This window comes from Halorubrum sp. PV6 (genome assembly GCF_003990725.2).
GTDB lineage: Archaea > Halobacteriota > Halobacteria > Halobacteriales > Haloferacaceae > Halorubrum.
In genome coordinates, this window is sequence record NZ_CP030064.1 from 156,612 (window position 1) to 178,286 (window position 21,675).

Sequence of the window (21,675 nt, forward strand, 5' to 3'; positions counted from 1 at the left end):
GCGGTTCTACTCTCCCTTTTAAGCCGACGCGTCGTAGCCCGCCTCGGTCACCGCGCTCACGAGCGCGGCCGGGTCGGCGTCGCCCTCGACGGTCGCCGATTCGCTTTCGCGGTCCGCCGTCGCGCTCTCGACGCCCGCGACGCCTTCGAGCGCCTCCGTGACGCTCTGCTCGCAGTGTTCACACGACATTCCTTCGACGGTGATCGTCTGGCTCATGACGTACCACCGTAGGGGCGGAACCCGTTTGTCGTTTTCTGCTTTCCGATCGCGGCTCGAACGCCCGTCCGACTTTGGAATTCGAAGTGGTTCGCCCAACCGTCTTATATATCCCAGCCGTACCGAGCCCCATGCGCGACCTCGACGAGACCGACGTGGAGATCCTGTCGCTGCTGGCCGAGAACGCCCGGCGTCCGTACAGCGAGATCGGCGAGCGAGTGGGGCTCTCCGGCCCGGCGGTCTCCGACCGCGTCACGCGGCTGGAGGAGACGGGCGTGATCGAGGGGTTCACAGTCGATGTCGACCGGACGAAACTCAGAGCCGGCGTCCCCGTGTTGATCGACGTGGCACTCCCGCTCGGCGGCGAGTCAGATGGAGGGCAGGATCCGCTCGACGCGGCGCGGACTCGCGTCGGCGAGGCCGACGCGGTCGAACACGTCTTCGTCACGGCCGAGGGGGACCTCCGCGTGTACGCCCGCGTCGAGGGTCGAACGGCGCGGGAGTGGGTGGCCGGGCTGTTCGAGGGGATTGACATCGAAGAGTACACCGTCACGCTCGTGGACTCCTTCGAGTGGACGCCCTCGATCGAGGGCGTCGAGTTCGCGTTGACCTGTGCGGAGTGTTCCAACAGCGTCGACAGCGAGGGCGAAACGGCGCGGATCGACGACGAGGTGTACCACTTCTGCTGTTCCTCCTGTCTCTCGCGGTTCCAAGAGCGATACCAGCGACTGGAGGAGGGGGCGTGAGATATCGATGTGTTCGCTTATAATTGGATCTGTCGGGTGAGTCTCTGCGAAAACTCAGCTATTCACTTATAACCGATCGCTGATCGATCCACGGTGGCTCCCTCCAAAGCCCCAGTCACGCCGAGCGCGCGCGCTCGCTGCGCTCCTCACTCGGTCGTTCACGCTCCTCGCTCGGTCGTTCACGCTCCTCACTCGGTCGCTCACGCTGTTCGCTCCCTCACTCCGGTGCTTGCGTCGCCTGTGCGCTCGGCGTGACTGCCCCTTTGAGTCCCACCCGACCGCCCGCTCCGCACCTCACGCCTCCCCAGCCTCGTCAGTCGCCCTTCGCGTTGCTTCGGGCGACTGACTCCCTCGCACGCGCTGCTCGGCCACGAATGTGGCCTCGCAGGCGCGCGCCACCGCCTCTGCCATCCGCTTTCGAATCCAAGATTTCGACCCGCTCGCACCCTCGATCGCGAAGCAGAAAACCGCCTAAGGGAGGGACCCGTAGTAGTACCCATGCCAACGAGAACAGCCCACCTGAACGTCACGGGGATGTCCTGTGCCAACTGCTCGGCGTCGATCGAGGACGCCCTCGACGACCTCGACGGGGTGGCGTCGGCGAACGCCAACTACGCCACCGACGAGGGGTCCGTGGAGTACGACCCCGAGGCCGTCTCGCTCGGCGAGATATTCGACGCCATCGAGTCGGCCGGCTACGGCGCGGTCAGCGAGACCGTCTCCGTCGCCATCACGGACATGTCGTGTGCGAACTGCGCCGAGGCCAACGCCGACGCCCTCGAAGCGACGCCGGGCGTCATCTCCGCCGACGTGAACTACGCGACCGACGAGGCGCAGGTCCGATACAACCCCGCCGACGCCTCGCTCGCCGACCTCTACGACGCCGTCGAGGCCGCCGGCTACTCGCCGGTCCGCGAGGGCGGCGGGAGCGACGCGGGCGAAGACGGAGCGAGCGCCGACGCGGGCGACGCGGGACAGGACGCCCGCGACGCCGCCCGCGAGGAGGAGATCCGCAAACAGCTCCGACTGACCCTGTTCGGGGCGATCCTCGCGGCCCCCCTGTTGGCGTTTATGACCGACCACCTGCTCTTCGGCGGCGAACTCTTCCCGGACAGCGTCTTCGGCGTCCGGATCGGCTGGGTGCAGTTCCTGCTCGCGACGCCCGTCCAGGTCGTCTTGGGCCGCCCGTTCTACAGGAACTCCTACAAGGCGCTCGTGACGAACGGCCGCGCCAACATGGACGTGCTGATCGCGCTCGGCTCCACGACCGCGTACGTGTACTCGGTCGCGTCGCTGTCGGGGGCGATCGCCGGGAGCCTCTACTTCGACACGGCCGCGTTCATCCTCGTGTTCATCACGCTCGGCAACTACCTTGAGGCCCGCTCGAAGGGGCAGGCCGGCGACGCGCTCAGAGAGCTGCTCGCGATGGAGGCCGACACCGCCACGCTCGTCGAGGCGGACGGCACGGAGCGAGAGGTCCCCGTAGACGAGGTCGAAGTCGGCGACCGGATGAAGGTCCGGCCGGGCGAACAGGTCCCGACCGACGGGGTCGTCGTCGACGGACAGAGCGCGGTCGACGAGTCGATGGTGACCGGCGAGTCGGTGCCCGTCGAGAAGGAATCCGGCGACGAGGTCGTCGGGTCCACGGTGAACGAGAACGGGGTGCTCGTCGTCGAGGCGACGAAGGTCGGCGCCGACACCGCGCTCAAACAGATCGTGCGCACGGTGAAGGAGGCCCAGTCGCGCCAGCCCGAAATCCAGAACCTCGCCGACCGGATCTCGGCGTACTTCGTCCCCGCGGTCATCGCCAACGCGCTGTTGTGGGGGCTCGTCTGGTTCCTCTTCCCGGAGGCGCTCGCCGGGTTCGTCGGCCGGCTCCCGCTGTGGGGGCTCGTCGCCGGCGGTCCGGCGGGTGCCGGCGGCGCCATCTCGGTCTCGGAGTTCGCTATCGTCGTGTTCGCCTCCGCGGTGCTCATCGCCTGTCCCTGCGCGCTCGGGCTCGCGACGCCCGCCGCGACGATGGTCGGCACGACGATCGGCGCCAGACACGGCGTCCTGTTTAAAGGCGGTGACGTGCTCGAACGCGCCAAAGACGTCGACACCGTCGTCTTCGACAAGACCGGGACCCTCACCGAGGGGGCGATGGAACTGACCGACGTCGTCGCCTTCGACCGCGACGGCGACCCGATCCCGGACGGCGGCGCGACGCAGCCACCCGCGGTCGACGACGACTCCGCCCGCGAGGCCGACCGCGACGCGAGAGACGAACTGCTCCGCCTCGCGGCGTCCGCCGAGCGCGGGAGCGAACACCCGCTGGCCCGCGCCATCGTCGAGGGTGCCGAGGCGCGCGGGCTCGACCTCGCGTCGCCGACCGCGTTCGAGAACGTCCCCGGCCACGGGGTCCGCGCGACGGTCGCGTCCGGCGACGGCGGCGATATCGAGGTGCTCGTCGGCAACCGGAAACTGCTGCGCGACAACGGGATCGACCCCTCGCCGGCCGCAGACGTGATGGAACGCCTCGAACGCGAGGGGAAGACGGCGATGCTCGTCGCCCGCGTGCCCGCTGGCACGGACGACGGTCGCCTGGCGGGAGTCGTCGCCGACGCGGACACGGTGAAGCCGAGTGCGGCCGACGCCGTCGCCGCGCTCCGCGACCGCGCTATCGACGTGATGCTGATCACGGGCGACAACGAGCGCACGGCCCGCGCGGTCGCCGAGCAGGTGGGGATCGACCCCGAAAACGTCCGCGCCGGCGTCCTCCCCGAGGACAAGTCCGACGCGGTCGAAGCGATCCAGGCGGACGGCCGCAACGCGATGATGGTCGGCGACGGCGTCAACGACGCGCCCGCCCTCGCGGTCGCACACGTCGGGACCGCTATCGGGAGCGGCACCGACGTCGCCATCGAGGCCGCGGACGTGACGCTGATGCGCGACGACCCGCTCGACGTGGCGAAGGCGATCCGCATCTCCGACGCGACGCTCCAGAAGATCAAACAGAACCTCGTGTGGGCGCTCGGCTACAACACGCTGATGATCCCGCTCGCGTCGCTCGGCCTGCTCCAGCCCGCGCTGGCCGCCGGCGCGATGGCCTTATCGAGCGTGAGCGTGCTGACGAACAGCCTCCTCTTCCGCCGATACGAGCCCGATCACGACTACCGGCTGCTCGGCCGACTGCGCTGAGCCGCGGCCGGGTCGTTCCCCGTCGCGCGCGACACCGGCTCGCGTTCTTCTCGCGACGCGAGATACCCGCGTCTCGGAGTCGACTCGCCCCAAAGCCGACGGTCCGATCACCGCTCTTCGTGAAGTGACGGCTGGCCGCCGAGATCATATTTGATATAGCGAAATATAATTTATGACTGCCTGCGGGGGACACTCTCGCGACCGACGACGACGCGCCGTCACCGTCGATTTTCGTCCCGTACGCGGCGATCGACCGGCTTTTTCATGGTCGTATCGTCGGATCACGTATGGCCGACGAGTTCGACCCCGAGAAGTTCGAGGACAAGTACGTACACTACTTCAACGAACTCCAGCGGGCGTACAAGAACGCCTTCAACCAGATGAACGACCGCCACGACTCGGAGCTGATCCACGGCATCGACCAGACGGTGCTCAACGAGTCCGAACCGTTCTACGAGGACGGCGAGTTTCGCGTCGAACTCCCCGAGAACCCGCGCGAGCGAATCCGCGGCGCGGTCCCCGTCGACGACGAGACGTTCGAGGAGACGCTGGAGGAGTACGTCGACCGGATCGAGACGGAACTGTACCGGACGCTGCGCGTCGACCCGCCCGAGTGACGGCCCGATTCGGCCGAAAGCGGGGCCTACACGTCGGTTTTCGCGTGACGCGTCCCGTCGAACCAAAGGCATAAGCCGCCCGAACGCGAGTTTAGTGACATGAGCACGGACACTGCCGACGGCGAAAACGAACTCCGCGAGCGGATCACGAACTTCCTGCGGCGCAACTTCCCGCAGATCCAGATGCACGGCGGGAGCGCCGCCATCAGCCACCTCGACCGTGAGAACGGCGAGGTGACGGTCCAGCTCGGCGGCGCCTGTTCCGGCTGCGGTATCTCGCCGATGACGATCCAGGCGATCAAATCGCGGATGGTCAAGGAGATCCCCGAAATCGAGACCGTCCACGCCGACACCGGCGCCGGCGCGGGTGCGGACGGCGACCTCGGCGGCACCAGCAGCGGCGGCATGTCTCCCTCCTTCCCCGGCGAGACGACCGACGACGGCGGCGACGACGAAGGCCCTCAGGCCCCGTTCTGATCGGGTCTCCCCTCGGCTCCGTTCTCTCTGTTTTTCCACTCGATAGCCGCCCTGCCGTTTTTTAGGGTTTAAACCGCTCTTCAGGCTATCTCTCTGGCTGCGGTAGTCGGCCACGCAGTTCTGGCATAAATCATATACCGCTATATCAATTTGCGTTGCCACCGCGACTGAAGGGTTTTTGCCCCCGGCGGTCGTGGACGGTTCCTATGCACCATCGGGAAGTCGAGCCGACGGCCGAGTACGTCGCGCGGTTCGAGACGGGGGCCGACTGGCGCGGCGAGATAGAGGACCTCGCTCGCGCGGAGGACGTAGATGCGGGCTGGTTCACGGCGCTCGGCGCCGTACAGGACGCAGAGGTGTGGTTCTACGACCAGGAGGACACCGAGTACCGCTCCGTGACGTTCGACGAGCCGCTGGAGGTCGCGGCCTGCGTGGGGAACGTCTCGCTGCTCGACGGCGACGTCTTCGCGCACACGCACGTCGTGTTGTCGCGGCCGAGCGGACAGGCGCTCGCGGGCCACCTCGACTCGGCGACCGTCTGGGCCGGCGAGTGTCACCTCCGGGCGTTCGCCGAGCCGCTCGAACGCTCTCACGACGAGGCCACCGACCTCGACTTATGGCTCTGAGGCGGAGCGCGCGGCGATGAGGCCGGACGACGAGCGCTACTTCGCTCGGATCGAAGACCGCCTCGACGAGGCGTGGGACGTGGCCGAAGCCGCCAAAGAGCAGGGCCACGACCCGAAACCCGAAATCGAGATCCCGATCGCCCGCGACATGGCGGACCGCGTCGAGAACATTCTCGGTATCGACGGGGTCGCAGAGCGCGTCCGCGAACTGGAAGGCGAGATGTCGCGTGAGGAAGCCGCCCTCGCGCTCGTCACCGACTTCGTCGAGGGGACCGTCGGCGACTACGACTCCCGCGCCGGGAAGGTCGAGGGCGCGGTCCGGACCGCGGTCGCGCTGCTGACGGAGGGCGTCGTCGCCGCACCGATCGAGGGGATCGACCGCGTCGAACTGCTGGAGAACGACGACGGGACCGAGTTCGTCAACGTCTACTACGCCGGCCCGATTCGGTCGGCGGGTGGGACCGCGCAGGCGCTCTCCGTGCTCGTCGCCGACTACGCCCGGTCGCTTCTGGGCATCGACGAGTACAAGCCCCGAGACGTGGAGGTCGAGCGCTACGCCGAGGAGATCGCGCTCTACGACAAGGAGACGGGGCTCCAGTACACGCCCAAGGACAAGGAGTCGAAGTTCATCGCCAAGCACATGCCCGTCATGCTCGACGGGGAGGCGACGGGCGACGAGGAGGTCTCCGGGTTCCGCGATCTGGAGCGCGTCGACACCAACTCCGCCCGCGGGGGGATGTGTCTCGTCGCCGCCGAGGGTATCGCGCTGAAGGCCCCGAAGATCCAGCGGTACACCCGCGACCTCGACGAGGTCGACTGGCCGTGGCTCCAGGACCTGATCGACGGGACGATCGGAACGGACGGCGGTGGCGCGAGCGACGGTGACGCCGACGAAGCGGAGGATGATCACGGCGACGAAGACGACGGCGACGACGCCAGCGATGGCGAGGACGCGCCGGCCGAGCCCGCCGCCGACTCGCCGGGCGAGCCGGACGGCCCGCTCCGCGCGAAGCCCTCTCAGAAGTTCCTCCGGGACCTGATCGCCGGTCGTCCCGTCTTCACGCATCCGAGCGAGGCGGGCGGATTCCGGCTTCGATACGGTCGCGCGCGGAATCACGGCTTCGCGACCGGCGGGGTCCACCCGGCGACGATGCACATCGTCGACGACTTCCTCGCGGCCGGCACCCAGATCAAGACGGAGCGTCCGGGGAAGGCTCACGGCGTCGTCCCGGTCGACTCCATCGAGGGGCCGACCGTCCGCCTCGCCAACGGCGAGGTCCGCCGGATCGACGACCCGGAGGAGGCAAAGGAGATTCAGAACGGCGTCGAGAAGGTGCTCGATCTCGGCGAGTACCTCGTCAACTACGGCGAGTTCGTCGAGAACAACCACCCGCTCGCGCCCGCGTCGTACGTCTTCGAGTGGTGGGTCCAGGAGTTCGAGGCGGCCGGCGCCGACGTGCAGGCAATGACCGACGATCCCCGAATCGACCTCGAATCCCCCACCGTCGACGAGGCGCTCTCGTGGGCGGACGAGTACGACTGCCCGCTCCACCCCGACTACACCTACCTCTGGCACGACGTGTCGGTCGACGCGTTCGAGGCGCTCGCGGAGGCCGTCGCCGCCGGCGACGTGGTCGACGGGACCCTCGCCGTCGAGCGCACCGAGACGACGCAGACCGCGTTGGAGTCGCTGCTGGTCGAACACGTCTCGACGCCGGACGCGCTCCGGGTCCCGACGTGGCGGCCGCTCGCGCGGTCGCTCGGCGTCGACGACGGCCTCAGAAAGACGTGGGAGGCGGACGAACTCTCCGCGGCGGCCCGCGAGTGGGACGACGGCGAGAACGCAGTGAAGGCGGTCAACGAAGTCGCACCCTTCGTGGTACGTGAACGCGCTCCGACGCGGATCGGTAACCGGATGGGGCGCCCGGAGAAATCGGAGAGCCGCGACCTCTCCCCGGCGGTCCACACGCTGTTCCCGATCAACGAGGCGGGCGGCCCGCAGCGCGACGTGGCGGAAGCCGCGAGCGTGATGGACGACTCGGGGCATCGCGGGCGGCTCGACGTGGAGGTCTCCGAACGGGTGTGCCCCGAGTGTAACGAGCACACGTACCGAGCGCGGTGTCCGGACTGTGCGGTCCACACCGACCTCCACTACGAGTGCGGGGACTGCGGCACGGTCTGTCAGCCCGACGAGGCCGGGCGCGTCGAGTGTCCGCGCTGTGAGTGGGAGGTGACCGCGGCGACCTACCAGGAAGTCGACCTCAACGACGCGTACCGCTCCGCGCTGGCGAACGTCGGCGAGCGGGAGTCTGCGTTCAAGATCTTAAAAGGCGTTCAGGGGCTCACCTCGCGGAACAAGACTCCCGAGCCGATCGAGAAGGGCGTGTTGCGCGCGAAAAACGGCGTCACGTCGTTCAAGGACGGAACGGTGCGCTACGACATGACCGACCTCCCCGTCACGTCGGTCCGTCCGGAGGAACTCGACATCACCGCCGACCACCTCCGCGAGATCGGCTACGAGACCGACATCGACGGCGAGCCGCTGCGCCACGACGACCAACTGGTGGAGCTTCGGGTCCAAGACATCGTTCTCTCCGACGGCGCCGCGGAACACATGCTGAAGACCGCGGACTTCGTCGACGACCTCTTAGAGCAGTTCTACGACCTCCCCCGCTTTTACGAGGTCAACGAGCGCGACGACCTCGTCGGCGAGCTCGTCTTCGGGATGGCGCCGCACACGAGCGCCGCAACTGTCGGAAGAGTGGTCGGATTCACGTCGGCTGCCGTCGGATACGCGCATCCGTACTTTCACGCCGCAAAGCGTCGCAACTGCTTCCACCCGGAGACGAAGATCTGGTACGAGGACGAGACCGGCACTCTGCGATACGACGAGATCGACGACTTCGTCGAAACGTACCTCGATCAGTCCAATGTCGAGTTCGACGACTTCGGGACAGCAATCGGCGAGTTGGAAGAAGTCGACGGGGGACTGTCCGTGCCCGCGCTAACTACCGACGGAGAGCGCGTCTCTCGTCCGGTCGAGGCGGTCAGCAAACACGAAGCCCCGGATCACATGGTACAGGTCCGTACGGTATCTGGGCGCTCGATAACGGTCACTCCGGATCACGGCATCCACGTATACGACGACGAACTGGACACAATCGTCAGCAGGGACGCACGGGACCTCGACACGACCGACAAACTGGTTGTTCCCGATTCGATCGGGAGCGGTGACACCGATCGGAGCCAACGGCAGTTCGATCTGCTCGCCGAATTTATCCGATCCGAAGCGGTCCCGACTGACCGCCTCATGATAAAGGGACTAGACAAAGATCGGCTGTACGATCTCTTCGAGGACACCTTCGCGGACGACTGGGACGGACGGTTCTACCCGCTCCAGAGCATGACCGGGGTGTTCGACACGAACAAGAAGACACTGAGTAACTACTTATACCGGGAGAGTTTCCCCGCGTCGTACCTACAGCAGTGCTTCTCCTCGACCGATGAACTTCTCGCGTTTGTCCCCGATGACGTGACGCTCGGTATGAAACGCGATCGAACCGAGATCGACCGGATCGTCCATCTTAATGACCGGGTCGCGACACTACTCGGTTACTACGCGGCCGAGGGATTCGCTCGCGAACAGGAAACGCCGAAGGGGGCGATCCACCAGACGACCATCTGTGGAACCGAAACGGAAGCGAGAGAGTTCTTCCTCAACGTTCTGCGCGACGAGTTCGGCGTCGACCCGTACGAGGAGAATCACGCGAAGGTCACTGTATCCGGTCGTCTCCTGCGTGCCTTCTTCGATTCGGTACTCGATGCGGGCGTGTACGCAGAGACGAAGCGCGTCCCCGACTCGATATTTGACGCATCGGAAGACATTGTCGGGGCATACCTAAGCGGATACTTCAGTGGTGACGGCGGTGTTGACAAGAAATCGCTCCGAATCACGGCCACGACAGTGAGCGAGGAGCTCCGAGAGGACACCCTCGCTTTACTCCGACGCCTCGGCATTCACGCCACGGTCGATCGCCCAGAACGGGTTAGGCTCTATAAGAAGTTCCCCGAGTTCTACGATGAGAGTGATATGCGGCTGAACGCACAGACGTACGTTATCGTCGTCTCTTCGCAGGAAGCAGTTCGATTCGCCGAATCCGTCGGTTTTCACCTCTCTCGCAAAGCAGATCTGCTCGCGGACAACGTCTCGTCAGTTGACCCGTACGTGTCGCGAGTGTCTGACGGAGGATCTGGTCAGTATCTCGTCGAAGCTGTTGACGAGATCGAGATCGTTGAGAGTGACGTCAACTACGTGTACTGCCTCACTGTCGAGGACACGCACTCTCTCGTCGCGAACGATTTATCAGCCGATCAGTGTGACGGTGACGAGGATTGCGTCATGCTCCTCATGGACGGACTTCTCAACTTCTCGAAAACATTCCTGCCGGACCAGCGCGGCGGTCGTATGGACGCGCCGCTCGTCATGTCATCGCGGATCGATCCGTCCGAAATCGACGACGAGGCGCACAACGTCGACATCGCGCGGGAGTACCCCCGCGAGTTCTACGACGCGACCCTGGAGATGGCCGACCCGGAGTCCGTCGAGGACCTGATCCAGATCGGCGAGGACACCCTCGGAACCGACGCGGAGTATCACGGGTTCGGCCACACTCACGACACGACCGACATCGCGATGGGGCCGGACCTCTCGGCGTACAAGACGCTCGGCGACATGATGGAGAAGATGGACGCCCAGCTGGAGCTGGCCCGGAAACTGCGCGCGGTCGACGAGACGGACGTGGCCGAGCGCGTGATCGAGTACCACTTCCTGCCGGACATCATCGGGAACCTCCGCGCGTTCTCGCGTCAGGAAACGCGGTGTCTCGACTGCGGCGAGAAGTATCGGCGGATGCCCCTGACCGGCGACTGCCGCGAGTGCGGCGGCCGCGTGAACCTGACCGTTCACGAGGGGTCGGTGAGCAAGTACGTCGACACCGCCATCGAGGTGGCCGACCGATTCGACTGCCGGCCCTACACGAAACAGCGGCTGAAGGTGTTAGACCAGTCGTTAGAGTCGATATTCGAAGACGACACCAACAAACAGTCGGGCATCGCGGACTTTATGTAGCAGATCGAGACTGGAATGCGGCTGTTGAAGTGTTGTAAACGGTGGCTGGTGTCGCTGGTCGCTGATAAATAGTTGATCATAGAACGACGGCGACCATCTCCAAAGCCCCAGTCGCTCGTTAATAAACGGTTGGCGACGGATCGCCGGCGAATGCCTCCAAAGCAAGCCGCGACGGACCGCCGGTGAATGCCTCCAAAGCCCAAGCCGCGACGGCTCGCGCTCCTTGTTGCGCGCCTCGCTCGTTCGCTTCGCTCACTCGCTGCGGTGCTTACTGCGGCGTGCTTCGCCCTCGCGGCTTCCCCTTTGGGTCCCACCCCACACCGCAACCGCGCCTCACACCTCCCCAGCCTCGTCGGCCTCCCTCCGGTCGGCCGACTCCCTCGCACGGCGCTCCTCGTGGCCTGTCGGCCACTCGGAGGCGCGCGCCGCCGCTGCTGTTGCCTTATTTATAAGTAGATCGTCGCTGTCGCCTCGCCTCAGTCGCCGCCGCGCGCGTCCTCGACGACCTGCGTCATCGTCCGGGCGGTCTCGGTTATCTCCTCGTAATCTCCGCGCGCGGCCGCGTCGTAGTCGACGAGGGCGCCGCCGGCGCCGACAGCGAACGCACCAGCCTCGATGTAGTCGGCGGCGTTGCCGGGGCCGACGCCGCCGGTCGGCATCATCGGGATCTGGCCGAGCGGGCCCTTCATCGCGCCGAGGTGGTCCGGCCCGACGGTCTTCGCGGGGAACACCTTCACGAAGTCGGCGCCGGCCTCGTAGCCGCGGATGGCCTCGGTCGGGGTCATCACGCCGGGCGCGCTGACCGCGCCGTAGCGGTTACACGTCTCGATGACGTCCTCGTGGAGGCTCGGCGAGACGACGAACTCCGCGCCGGCCATCAACGTGGTCCGGGCAGTCTCGCTGTCGAGGACCGTCCCCGTGCCGACGACGACCTCGTCGTCGAACGACCCGGCGACCTCGCCGAGCTTTTCGGCGACGTTGGGGGTGTCGGCGGTGATCTCGACGGCGGTCACGCCGCCCTCGCGTAACGCCTCCGTGATCTCGATCAGTTGGTCGGCCTCGACTCCGCGCAACACCGCGACGACGCCGCTGTCGACGAGCCGTGAGAGCGTTTCGCTCATACGCCTCCGTCTCGGAGCGGCTACTTAAATGACCGCGGATGGGTCCGGTCGGTTACGACACCGGGCGACCACGGATCGCGTGGCCGACCGGGACGGGAATCGCGTGGCCGATACGCACGGAGATCGTGAGACTCACCGACACGAAATCGGCGGCGATCCGGGGTGATCCCCGTCGAAACGGCCGAGACGAAACACTACCCTTTTGACCCTGCTGTCGGTAACGAACGGTATAATGGGCCGACGCAAGAAGATCGTTCAAGAGTGCGAGCGGCTGATGGACGCCCCGGAGAACATCCGGAACATCGCCATCGCTGCCCACGTCGACCACGGGAAGACGACCCTGTCCGACAACCTGCTGGCTGGCGCCGGCATGATCTCCCAGGACACCGCGGGCGAGCAGCTCGCGATGGACACGAAGGAGGACGAACAGGAGCGCGGCATCACCATCGACGCGGCGAACGTTTCGATGACCCACGAGTACGAGGACACCAACCACCTCATCAACCTCATCGACACGCCGGGCCACGTCGACTTCGGTGGCGACGTCACCCGCGCGATGCGCGCGGTCGACGGCGCGCTGGTCGTCGTCGACGCCGTCGAGGGCGCCATGCCCCAGACCGAGACGGTGCTCCGGCAGGCGCTCCGCGAGGGCGTGAAGCCGGCGCTGTTCATCAACAAGGTCGACCGCCTCATCTCCGAGCTCCAGGAGGGGCCCCAGGAGATGCAAGAGCGGCTGATGTCGGTTATCGCCGACGTCAACGAGCTCATCCGCGGGATGGCCGAGAACATGGAGGACATCCCCGAGGACTGGACCGTCTCCGTCGAGGACGGCACGGTCGGGTTCGGCTCCGCGCTGTACAAGTGGGGCGTCTCCATGCCGTCGATGCAGCGGACGGGCATGGACTTCGGCGACATCATGGACCTGGAGCAGAACGACAAACGAGAGGAGCTCCACGAGCGGACGCCGCTCTCGAACGTCGTGCTCGACATGGTCTGTGAGCACTTCCCGAACCCGGTCGACGCCCAGCCCCGCCGTGTCCCGCGCATCTGGCGCGGCGACGCCGACACCGAGCTGGCCGAGGGGATGCAGCTGGTCGACGAAGACGGCGATGTCGTCTTCATGGTCACCGACATCTCGATGGACCCGCACGCGGGCGAAATCGCGACGGGCCGCGTCTTCTCCGGGACGCTGGAGAAAGGCCAGGAGCTGTACGTCTCCGGGACGGCGGGCAAAAACCGCATCCAGAGCGTCGGCCTCTTCATGGGGTCCGAGCGCGAGGAAGTGGGTCACGTCCCCGCCGGGAACATCGCGTCGGTCACCGGCCTGCGTGACGCGATCGCCGGTTCCACCGTCTCCTCCGTGGAGATGACGCCGTTCGAGTCGATCGAGCACATCTCCGAGCCGGTCATCACGAAGTCCGTCGAGGCCCAGAACATGGACGACCTGCCGAAGCTCATCGAGACGCTCCAGCAGGTCGCCAAGGAGGACCCGACGATCCAGATCGAGATCAACGAGGACACGGGCGAGCACCTCATCAGCGGGCAGGGCGAGCTCCACCTCGAAGTGATCACCCAGCGGATCCGCGACAATCAGGGCATTCCGGTCATCACCGGCGAACCGATCGTCGTCTTCCGCGAGCAGCCCCAGGAGACCTCCCGCGAGGTCGAGGGGCAGTCGCCGAACCGCCACAACAAGTTCTACATCACCGTCGAGCCGATGGACCAGGAGATCGTCGACGCCATCCAGCTCGGCGAGGTCTCGATGGACATGCCCGAACTGGAGCGCCGCGAGGCGCTACAGGACGCCGGCATGGACAAAGACACCTCCCAGAACGTCGAGGACATCCACCGGACGAACATCCTCATCGACGACACGAAGGGGATCCAGCACCTCAACGAGACGATGGAGCTCGTCTTGGAGGGGCTTCAGGAGGCGCTCGACGACGGGCCGCTCGCCGCCGAGCCGGTCCAGGGGTCGCTGTTCCGCCTGCACGACGCGAAGCTCCACGAGGACACCATCCACCGCGGGCCCGCGCAGGTTATCCCCGCCGTTCGCGACGCGGTCCACCGCTCGCTGATCGACGGCGAGGTCCGCCTGCTCGAACCGATCCAGGACGTCCGGATCGACGTGCCCTCGGAGCACATGGGCGCCGCGTCCGGTGAGATCCAGGGTCGTCGCGGCCGCGTCGACGACATGTACCAAGAGGGCGACCTGATGGTCGTCGAGGGCATCGCGCCCGTCGAGGAGATGATCGGCTTCTCCTCCGACATCCGCTCGGCCACCGAGGGCCGCGCCTCGTGGAACACGGAGAACGCGGGCTTCCGCGTGCTCGTCGACAACCTCCAGCGCGAGAAGATCATGGAGATCCGCGAGCGCAAGGGTATGAAGCTCGAACTGCCGCAGTCGATCGACTACATCTAATCTGAGTCGACGACGCGGTCTGCGGTCTTCCTGCGGTTTCTCTCTGTTTCTGTCGGGGTAGCGACGCGACTGTGCGCCGCGTTGGCACTCCGGAGGGCGAGGCAACGCCTGCCATCGCCGAAGGCTTATACCCGATCGTCCGACTCCGTAGAGGTATGCAAACGGGCACGAATCCACCCCGGCGCACCGCGACGGAGCCACCGAGCGACCGCTCCACGTCGGGCACAGGACCGTGTCAGCACGCGCCGCGCTCTCGCGGGTGCGCCCGGTCGGGGGTGGCGGCGTGAGCGACCGACGCGACGGGGCGCCGGAGGGCAGCGCAGCCGACGCGAGCGGCCCGTCGCCAGACGGCGGCCACGCCTCGGCGACGCCCTCGACGCACACGGTGCGACTCGAACTCGTCGACGAGCCGGGGCAGCTGCTCGCCGCGCTCCACCCGATCGCGGACAACGGCGGGAACCTCCTCTCGATTTACCACGAGCGCGGGAACAAGACGCCCCGCGGTCGGATTCCGGTCGAGGTCGACTTCGAGGCGACCCCGGAGCGCTTCGAGGGCATCGTCGAGGCGCTCCGAAGCGAGGGGGTAAACGTGATGCAGGCCGGAACGGAGCGGTACGCCGAGGAAGTGACGCTCCTGCTCTTCGGTCACCTCATCGACACCGACCTCTCCAACACGCTCTCGCGCATCGAGGCCTGCGAGTCGGCGTCGGTCGCCGACGTGTCGCTGGCGGCACCGCAGGGAACCGAGGAGGCGTCGAGCGCGCGGCTTCGACTCGAGGCGCGGGCCGGCGAGACGGAGACGGCCCTCGCGGCGGTCCGAGAACTGGCCGACGAAAAGGACTTGCGGCTCGTCGAGCCGCTCACGGGGGTGGACGCATGAGGATCGCCGTCGTCGGCGCCGGTGCGGTCGGTCGTTCCGTGGTCGAGTTAGCGAGCGAGTACGGCCACGAGGTCGTCGCGGTCGCGGACTCGTCGAGCGCGGTCGTCGCCGACGGGACCGAGGGCCGCGGGGCGGGCGTCGACACCGACGCCGTGGTGGCCCGCAAAGCCGAGCGCGGCATCGTCGGCGACGACGACCCCGACGACGTGTTGGCGGCCGACTACGACGCCCTCGTCGAGGCGACCCCGACGACGCTGGACGACGCCGAGCCGGGCTTCTCGCACGTCCGAACCGCGCTGGAGCGCGACCGCCACGCGGTCCTCGCGAACAAGGGTCCCGTCGCGGAGCGGTTCGGCGACCTCCGCGCGCTCGTGGCCGAGAGCGCGGGCGACATCCGGTTTGAGGCGACGGTCGGCGGCGCCATCCCCGCGGTGTCGACGGTGGAGGACCTCGAACCCGGCCACGTCACCGCGGTCCGGGGCGTGCTCAACGGGACCGCGAACTTCATTCTCACCCGGATGGCCGCGGAGGGGCTCGACTACGACCACGTGCTCGCGGAGGCGCAGGACCTCGGCGTCGCGGAGGCCGACCCCTCGTTCGACGTCGACGGGACCGACGCGGCACTTAAATGCGTGATCCTCGCCAACGTCCTCTCGTTCGGCGCGGCCGACGCGCCGGACGACGCGCGCGAGTTCTCCCTCGACGACGCGGACGTGAAAGGCATCCGCGACGTGCCGGGCTCCGCGCTTCGCCTCGCGGCCGAAGACGGCCAGACCGTCCGACTGATCGGCGAAGCGACCGACGAAACGGTCAGGGTCGCTCCCCGGTTGGTCCCCGAAAACGGAACGCTCGCGGTCTCGGGGACGCAGAACATCGTCCAGATCGAGACCAGTCACGCCGGTCGGCTCAACATCTCCGGGCGGGGCGCGGGCGGTCCGGAGACGGCGAGCGCGGTGCTCGGCGATGTCGGCCGACTGGAGTAGGTCGCCGGGGTTCGTCGCCTCCGGGTCTCCGGTCTCGCAGTTTTGATCCGGCCGGGTCCGTGTGCCGGGCTGGCGTGGCTCGCGTTGTCTAGAATCGCCCGACCGCGTCGCGATCGTCTGTGGGCCGTATCGAAACCGTTTTAGTGGATTCTACCGAAACCTACTCACAGAGCGCCTTAGCGCGTGATTACCCCATGAGTGACAAACCGCATCAGAACCTGGCCATTATCGGCCACGTCGACCACGGCAAGAGTACGCTCGTGGGTCGCCTCCTCTTCGAGACGGGGAGCGTCCCCGAGCACGTAATCGAGCAGCACCGCGAAGAAGCCGAAGAGAAGGGCAAAGGCGGCTTCGAGTTCGCCTACGTGATGGACAACCTCGCCGAGGAGCGCGAGCGTGGCGTCACGATCGACATCGCCCACCAGGAGTTCGACACCGACCAGTACTACTTCACCATCGTCGACTGTCCGGGCCACCGTGACTTCGTGAAAAACATGATCACGGGCGCCTCGCAGGCCGACAACGCGGTCCTCGTCGTCGCGGCAGACGACGGCGTCGCGCCGCAGACCCGAGAGCACGTGTTCCTGGCCCGCACGCTGGGTATCAACGAGCTCATCATCGGCGTCAACAAGATGGACCTCGTCGACTACAAGGAGTCCGCGTACGACGACGTCCGCGAGGAGGTCAACAACCTGCTCAACCAGGTCCGCTTCGCGACCGACGACACGACCTTCGTGCCGATTTCGGCGTTCGAAGGCGACAACATCTCCGAGGAGTCCGACAACACTGGCTGGTACGATGGCCCGACTCTGCTGGAGTCGCTTAACGACCTGCCGGAGGCCGAGCCGCCGACGGACGCGCCGCTCCGTCTCCCCATCCAGGACGTGTACACCATCTCCGGTATCGGGACCGTCCCCGTAGGACGCGTCGAGACCGGGATCCTCAACACCGGCGACAACGTCTCCTTCCAGCCGTCCGACGTTGGCGGCGAAGTGAAGACGGTCGAGATGCACCACGAGGAAGTGCCCAAGGCCGAGCCCGGTGACAACGTCGGGTTCAACGTCCGCGGCATCGGCAAGGACGACATCCGTCGCGGCGACGTCTGTGGTCCCGCCGACGACCCGCCGAGCGTCGCCGAGACGTTCCAGGCGCAGATCGTCGTCATGCAGCACCCGTCGGTCATCACGGCCGGATACACGCCGGTCTTCCACGCCCACACGGCGCAGGTCGCCTGTACGATCGAGTCGATCGACCAGAAGATCGACCCCTCGTCCGGTGAGGTCGCCGAGGAGAACCCGGACTTCATCAAGTCCGGCGACGCCGCGGTCGTCACCGTGCGCCCGCAAAAGCCGCTCAGCATCGAGCCGTCCGGCGAGATTCCGGAACTCGGCAGCTTCGCCATCCGCGACATGGGTCAGACCATCGCGGCCGGCAAGGTGCTCGAAGTCAACGAGCGATAATCGATGCAGCAGGCACGCGTCCGCCTCGCCGGCACGAGCCCCGAGGACCTCGACGACATCTGCGACGACGTCCGCGAGATCGCGGACTCGACGGGAGTCGCCCTGTCGGGCCCGATCCCGCTGCCGACGAAGACGCTCGAGATCCCGTCGCGAAAGTCCCCGGACGGTGAGGGGACGGCGACGTGGGAGCACTGGGAGATGCGCGTCCACAAGCGTCTGATCGACATCGACGCCGACGAACGCGCGCTCCGCCAGCTGATGCGCGTCCAAGTGCCGAACGACGTCAGCATCGAGATCGTCCTCGAAGACTAAGCGCTAGGGCGTATTCCGCTCTCTTCGTTTTCTTTACACCCGCTAGCGCCGGCGCCGCCGTTCGCGTCCCTCGTCGTCCGTCTGCCGCTCACCGAGCGTCCAGGAGACCGACCCGCCCCGCCACGAGGCCGCTAAACGCGCCGACGGCGTGGGCGATCAGGGCGACGCCGGGCGCAGCGGTCATCGCCGTGAGGCCGACCGCGGCGAGTCCGAAGAGCCCGAACTGCGCTCTGGCGGAGAGCCGCAGTCGGTCGAACAGGGTCGCGCTCACGACGTTGCCCGCGAGGAGGTAGCCGCCGAGCGCGAAGATGGCCCCGCTCAGTCCGACGACGGCGACGGACGGGCCGAGCAGTCCGCCGAGCGTCACCTGCGTCGCGCCGGCGAGCGCACCAGTGGCGACGACGAACGCGTGGAACCGACCGCGGGTCGTCCGACGCTCGACGAGCGGCCCGACGAGGAGCAGCGCGAGCGCGTTCGCGAGCAGGTGGCCGATCGACCCGTGCGCGTACACGCTGGTGACGAGGGTCCACGGCGCGACGGACAGCGGCGTCGACAGCGCAAACAGGCCGGCGAGGCCGACGAGGCCGAGCGCCGCCTGTATCGACGCGAGGAGGAGGGCGATTCCGAGCGTTTCGAGGGTCGCACGCATCGTCTCACGTTGGGTCCGCAGGAGTAAAACGATACGTCTCTCTGGGCGGCTCGCTGTGTCAGTCCGTGCGTGGCGTCGCTGGCGATTCAGATGACGTCGTCCGGGTCGTGTGTTTCGGCCATCCGCGCTGCTTCCGTCGCGTAGCGCTCGCGGTCGGCCGCGTCCGTGACCGCTCCGACGTTCTCCGGGTCCGCATCGAGGCCGGCCGTCGTGTCTCGCACGTCGCTGAACGACGTGAGCGCCCGCTCTTTACGGAAGTAGCGCTCGCCGTCCACGGTTGCGTACGTGAGGATCACCATGTTCTGTTCGTCGTCGGAGTACGTTCGCTCGACGAGCCACATTCGGACCGCCGACGCGTCTGAGACCGTCATGTGTTCCCGTTCGACCGCTCTGCACAAACGGGTTCCGGCGGTTCGCCCGCCCGACACGCCCCGGACCGTTAGCGTTAAGTGTTTTAGGTTAGCCTAAATTAACGTATGCACGCCGAACGACCCGCTGAACGCCGTCGAACGGTCGCGATCCGATGACCGACGACCGCGTTCGAGACCGGCTCCGCGGGAGTCTCTCGCGGGAGCGACTCACCCTCGTCGGCACGGTCGCCGTCCTCGCGGTGGGCGTCGCCGTCGTGGTCCGGACCCTCGACACCGACGCGCTCGCGACGGCCGCGGTCACGGCCGACCCCGCGCTCCTCGGTGCGGGCCTCGCCGTCTACCTCCTCTCGTGGCCGATCCGCGGTCGACGGTACGCCGACATCCTCGCGGCGATGGGGCGGCGCTGCCGGACCGGATTCCTCACCGCAACCGTGTTTGCGAGCCAGACCGCGAACCTTGCCATCCCCGCGCGGGCCGGCGACGGCGTCCGCGCGTACCTCCTCAACGAGCGCCGAGACGTGCCGTACCCGACCGGCGTCGCCTCGCTCGCGGTCGAGCGCGCGTTCGACCTCGTGGCCATCGGCTCTCTCGGGGCGGCCGCGCTCGCCGTCCTGCTCTTGACGGGCCGGTCGCCCGGCGGCGGCGAATCGGTCGGGTCGGTCGCCCCCTCCACCGCCCTCGCCGCCGCGGGCGGCATCGCCGCCGTCGCCGCGGCGTTCTCCGTCGTCGTCGTCGCCGTCGCGCGGAGCGACCGCCGGTTCGGACCCGCGCTCCGCGCTCGGGTCTCGCGTCCCAAGGTCGAACGGGTCGTTGACGCCGCCGTCCGCTTCGGCGCCTCGGTTCGGGTCGTCGCCGCCGCGCCGCGGCTGCTCGGCGCGGTGTTCTGCTGGAGCGCCGTCGTCTGGGCGCTCGACGTGCTGACGGCGGTGTTCGTGTTGGCGGCGCTCACGGGCGGCGCTGGCGGGGGCGTCCCGCCGGCGACGCTGATCGTCGTCGGGACCCTCGCCGTCAGCGTCGGCAACCTCGCGAAGGTGCTCCCGCTCTCGCAGGGGGGCATCGGGCTGTACGAGGCGGCGTTCACCGGCCTCGTCGTCGGCGCGACCGGACTGCCCGTCGAGACGGCGCTCGCGGCCGCGATACTGGACCACGCGCTGAAAAACGCGGTGACGCTCGTCGGCGGCGGAGTCGCGGCGCTCTCGCTCGGGCTGTCGCCGACCGCCGGGCCGACGACGGACGGCGAGCGCGAGTCGTCGAACCTCGGATCATCAGACTTTTAGGCTAGCCTAAAAACAAGGGGATATGGAAGACAGCCGTTCAACCGCTGCGAGCGGGGACATCTGTGTCATCGTCCCCACGATCCGCGAGTACGAGTGTCTCCGTGAGTACGTCGCCAACGCCCGCACTCACGGGTTCGACGTGTCCCGACTGCACTTCGTGCTCGTCACCGAGGACTTCTGTGACGTCGAGGAGATGCGAGCCATGCTCGACGACCTCGACGTCTCCGGCGAAGTGTTCGACGGGAGTCGCCGCGAGGAGTGGTACGAGTCCCAGGGCGTCGCGGAGTACGGGCACGTCGTTCCGGCCGCGAGCCACGCCGAGACGAGCTTCGGCCTCCTTTATATGTGGGCCGACAGCGCCTTCGACTACGGCGTTTTCATCGACGACGACACGCTCCCCCACGACGACGTGGACTACTTCGGCCGTCACATGGAGAACCTCGCGTTCGAGGGCGAAATCGAGCGCGTGCGCTCGGACGAGGACTGGGTGAACGTCCTCTACGACGACGCGGACGAGCACGGGCTCTACCCCCGTGGGTACCCCTACTCGGCGATGGACGAGACGGTCGAGACCGACGCGGTCGACGTCGAGGCCGGCGAGGTCGTCGCCTCGCAGGGGCTGTGGACGAACGTCCCGGACCTCGACGCGGTCCGCATCCTGATGGACGGCGACTTGGAGGGACAGGCGCAGACGCGCACGAGCGCCGCCGACTTCGGCGAGGACTTCGTCGCCGCCCGCGGCAACTACCTCACGGTCTGCTCGATGAACCTCGCGTTCCGCCGCGAGGTGATCCCCGCGTTCTACCAGCTGCCGATGGACGACAACGAGTGGGACGTCGGGCGGTTCGACGATATCTGGTCGGGCCTCTTCTTAAAGCGCGCCTGCGACGTGCTCGGCAAGCGCATCTACAACGGCGACCCGCTCTGTGAACACAACAAGGCCGCGCGGTCGACGTTCGACGACCTCGCGAACGAGGTCGCCGGGCTGGAGCTGAACGAACACGTCTGGGAAGTCGTTGACGAGGCGGGCGCGGACGCCGACTCGTACGCGGCCGTCTTCGACGCGATGGCCGACGCCCTCGCGGACGGCGACTTCTCCGAGTGGAACAACGGCGCGTTCCTCAACCACTGCGGCGAGTACATGCGCGACTGGCTCGACTGCCTCGACGCGATCCGCCGAGCGCCGGCGGCCGCGGACGACTGAATCGAC

Annotated in this window: 17 protein-coding genes; 13 read left to right on the forward strand and 4 right to left on the reverse strand. The window is 67.2% G+C overall.

The window, feature by feature from the left end; all coding sequences use genetic code 11:
- Positions 1-18: 18 nt before the first annotated feature.
- Complete coding sequence (locus DOS48_RS14515) at positions 19-216, reverse strand: heavy-metal-associated domain-containing protein (protein ID WP_127116440.1); 198 nt, start codon at positions 214-216, stop codon at positions 19-21.
- Between the two features lie 131 nt (positions 217-347).
- On the opposite strand from DOS48_RS14515, the gene DOS48_RS14520 reads away from it, so the two are divergent.
- From DOS48_RS14520 to polC, 6 genes are all read left to right on the forward strand, one after another.
- Entirely contained in the window at positions 348-962 is a 615-nt protein-coding gene (locus DOS48_RS14520; RefSeq protein WP_127116441.1) for an AsnC family transcriptional regulator, read from the forward strand.
- Positions 963-1,460: 498 nt separating this feature from the next.
- On the forward strand, positions 1,461-4,142 hold the full coding sequence (locus tag DOS48_RS14525) for a heavy metal translocating P-type ATPase (RefSeq protein ID WP_127116442.1): 2,682 nt from the start codon (positions 1,461-1,463) through the stop codon (positions 4,140-4,142).
- 287 nt (positions 4,143-4,429) lie between these two features.
- Positions 4,430-4,759, forward strand: a complete 330-nt coding sequence (locus DOS48_RS14530; RefSeq protein WP_127116443.1) for a DUF5783 family protein — start codon at positions 4,430-4,432, stop codon at positions 4,757-4,759.
- A gap of 99 nt (positions 4,760-4,858) precedes the next feature.
- Entirely contained in the window at positions 4,859-5,236 is a 378-nt protein-coding gene (locus tag DOS48_RS14535) for a NifU family protein (RefSeq protein ID WP_127116444.1), read from the forward strand.
- A gap of 206 nt (positions 5,237-5,442) precedes the next feature.
- Complete coding sequence (locus DOS48_RS14540; protein ID WP_127116445.1) at positions 5,443-5,862, forward strand: PPC domain-containing DNA-binding protein; 420 nt, start codon at positions 5,443-5,445, stop codon at positions 5,860-5,862.
- A 16-nt stretch (positions 5,863-5,878) separates the two neighbouring features.
- Complete coding sequence (gene polC / locus DOS48_RS14545; protein ID WP_127116446.1) at positions 5,879-10,990, forward strand: DNA polymerase II large subunit; 5,112 nt, start codon at positions 5,879-5,881, stop codon at positions 10,988-10,990.
- Positions 10,991-11,466: 476 nt separating this feature from the next.
- On the opposite strand, the gene DOS48_RS14550 is transcribed toward polC, so the two are convergent.
- Complete coding sequence (locus DOS48_RS14550) at positions 11,467-12,111, reverse strand: bifunctional 4-hydroxy-2-oxoglutarate aldolase/2-dehydro-3-deoxy-phosphogluconate aldolase (protein ID WP_127116447.1); 645 nt, start codon at positions 12,109-12,111, stop codon at positions 11,467-11,469.
- Positions 12,112-12,343: 232 nt separating this feature from the next.
- On the opposite strand from DOS48_RS14550, the gene DOS48_RS14555 reads away from it, so the two are divergent.
- From DOS48_RS14555 to rpsJ, 5 genes are all read left to right on the forward strand, one after another.
- Positions 12,344-14,533, forward strand: coding sequence for an elongation factor EF-2 (locus DOS48_RS14555; protein ID WP_127116448.1), 2,190 nt, complete (start codon positions 12,344-12,346; stop codon positions 14,531-14,533).
- 283 nt (positions 14,534-14,816) lie between these two features.
- Positions 14,817-15,413, forward strand: a complete 597-nt coding sequence (locus DOS48_RS14560) for an amino acid-binding protein (RefSeq protein ID WP_127116449.1) — start codon at positions 14,817-14,819, stop codon at positions 15,411-15,413.
- Positions 15,410-16,396: a homoserine dehydrogenase gene (locus DOS48_RS14565; protein ID WP_127116450.1), complete on the forward strand. Its 987-nt coding sequence runs from the start codon at positions 15,410-15,412 to the stop codon at positions 16,394-16,396. Before DOS48_RS14560 ends, DOS48_RS14565 begins: the two co-directional genes overlap by 4 nt.
- A 194-nt stretch (positions 16,397-16,590) precedes the next feature.
- Positions 16,591-17,856 carry a translation elongation factor EF-1 subunit alpha gene (gene tuf, locus DOS48_RS14570; protein ID WP_127116451.1) on the forward strand — a complete coding sequence of 422 codons (1,266 nt, stop codon included), beginning with the start codon at positions 16,591-16,593 and terminating at the stop codon, positions 17,854-17,856.
- A gap of 3 nt (positions 17,857-17,859) precedes the next feature.
- Positions 17,860-18,168, forward strand: coding sequence for a 30S ribosomal protein S10 (rpsJ, locus tag DOS48_RS14575; RefSeq protein ID WP_004048854.1), 309 nt, complete (start codon positions 17,860-17,862; stop codon positions 18,166-18,168).
- 88 nt (positions 18,169-18,256) lie between these two features.
- Here rpsJ and DOS48_RS14580 read toward each other — a convergent pair whose 3' ends face one another.
- The gene (locus DOS48_RS14580) at positions 18,257-18,817 is read right to left on the reverse strand and encodes a rhomboid family intramembrane serine protease (protein WP_127116452.1); all 561 of its coding nucleotides are present in this window, start codon (positions 18,815-18,817) and stop codon (positions 18,257-18,259) included.
- A gap of 86 nt (positions 18,818-18,903) precedes the next feature.
- Entirely contained in the window at positions 18,904-19,188 is a 285-nt protein-coding gene (locus tag DOS48_RS14585) for a hypothetical protein (protein WP_127116453.1), read from the reverse strand.
- 152 nt (positions 19,189-19,340) lie between these two features.
- Here DOS48_RS14585 and DOS48_RS14590 point away from each other — a divergent pair, with 152 nt between their 5' ends.
- Complete coding sequence (locus DOS48_RS14590) at positions 19,341-20,465, forward strand: lysylphosphatidylglycerol synthase transmembrane domain-containing protein (protein ID WP_127116454.1); 1,125 nt, start codon at positions 19,341-19,343, stop codon at positions 20,463-20,465.
- Positions 20,466-20,487: 22 nt separating this feature from the next.
- Complete coding sequence (locus DOS48_RS14595) at positions 20,488-21,669, forward strand: alpha-1 4-glucan-protein synthase (protein ID WP_127116455.1); 1,182 nt, start codon at positions 20,488-20,490, stop codon at positions 21,667-21,669.
- Positions 21,670-21,675: the final 6 nt, after the last annotated feature.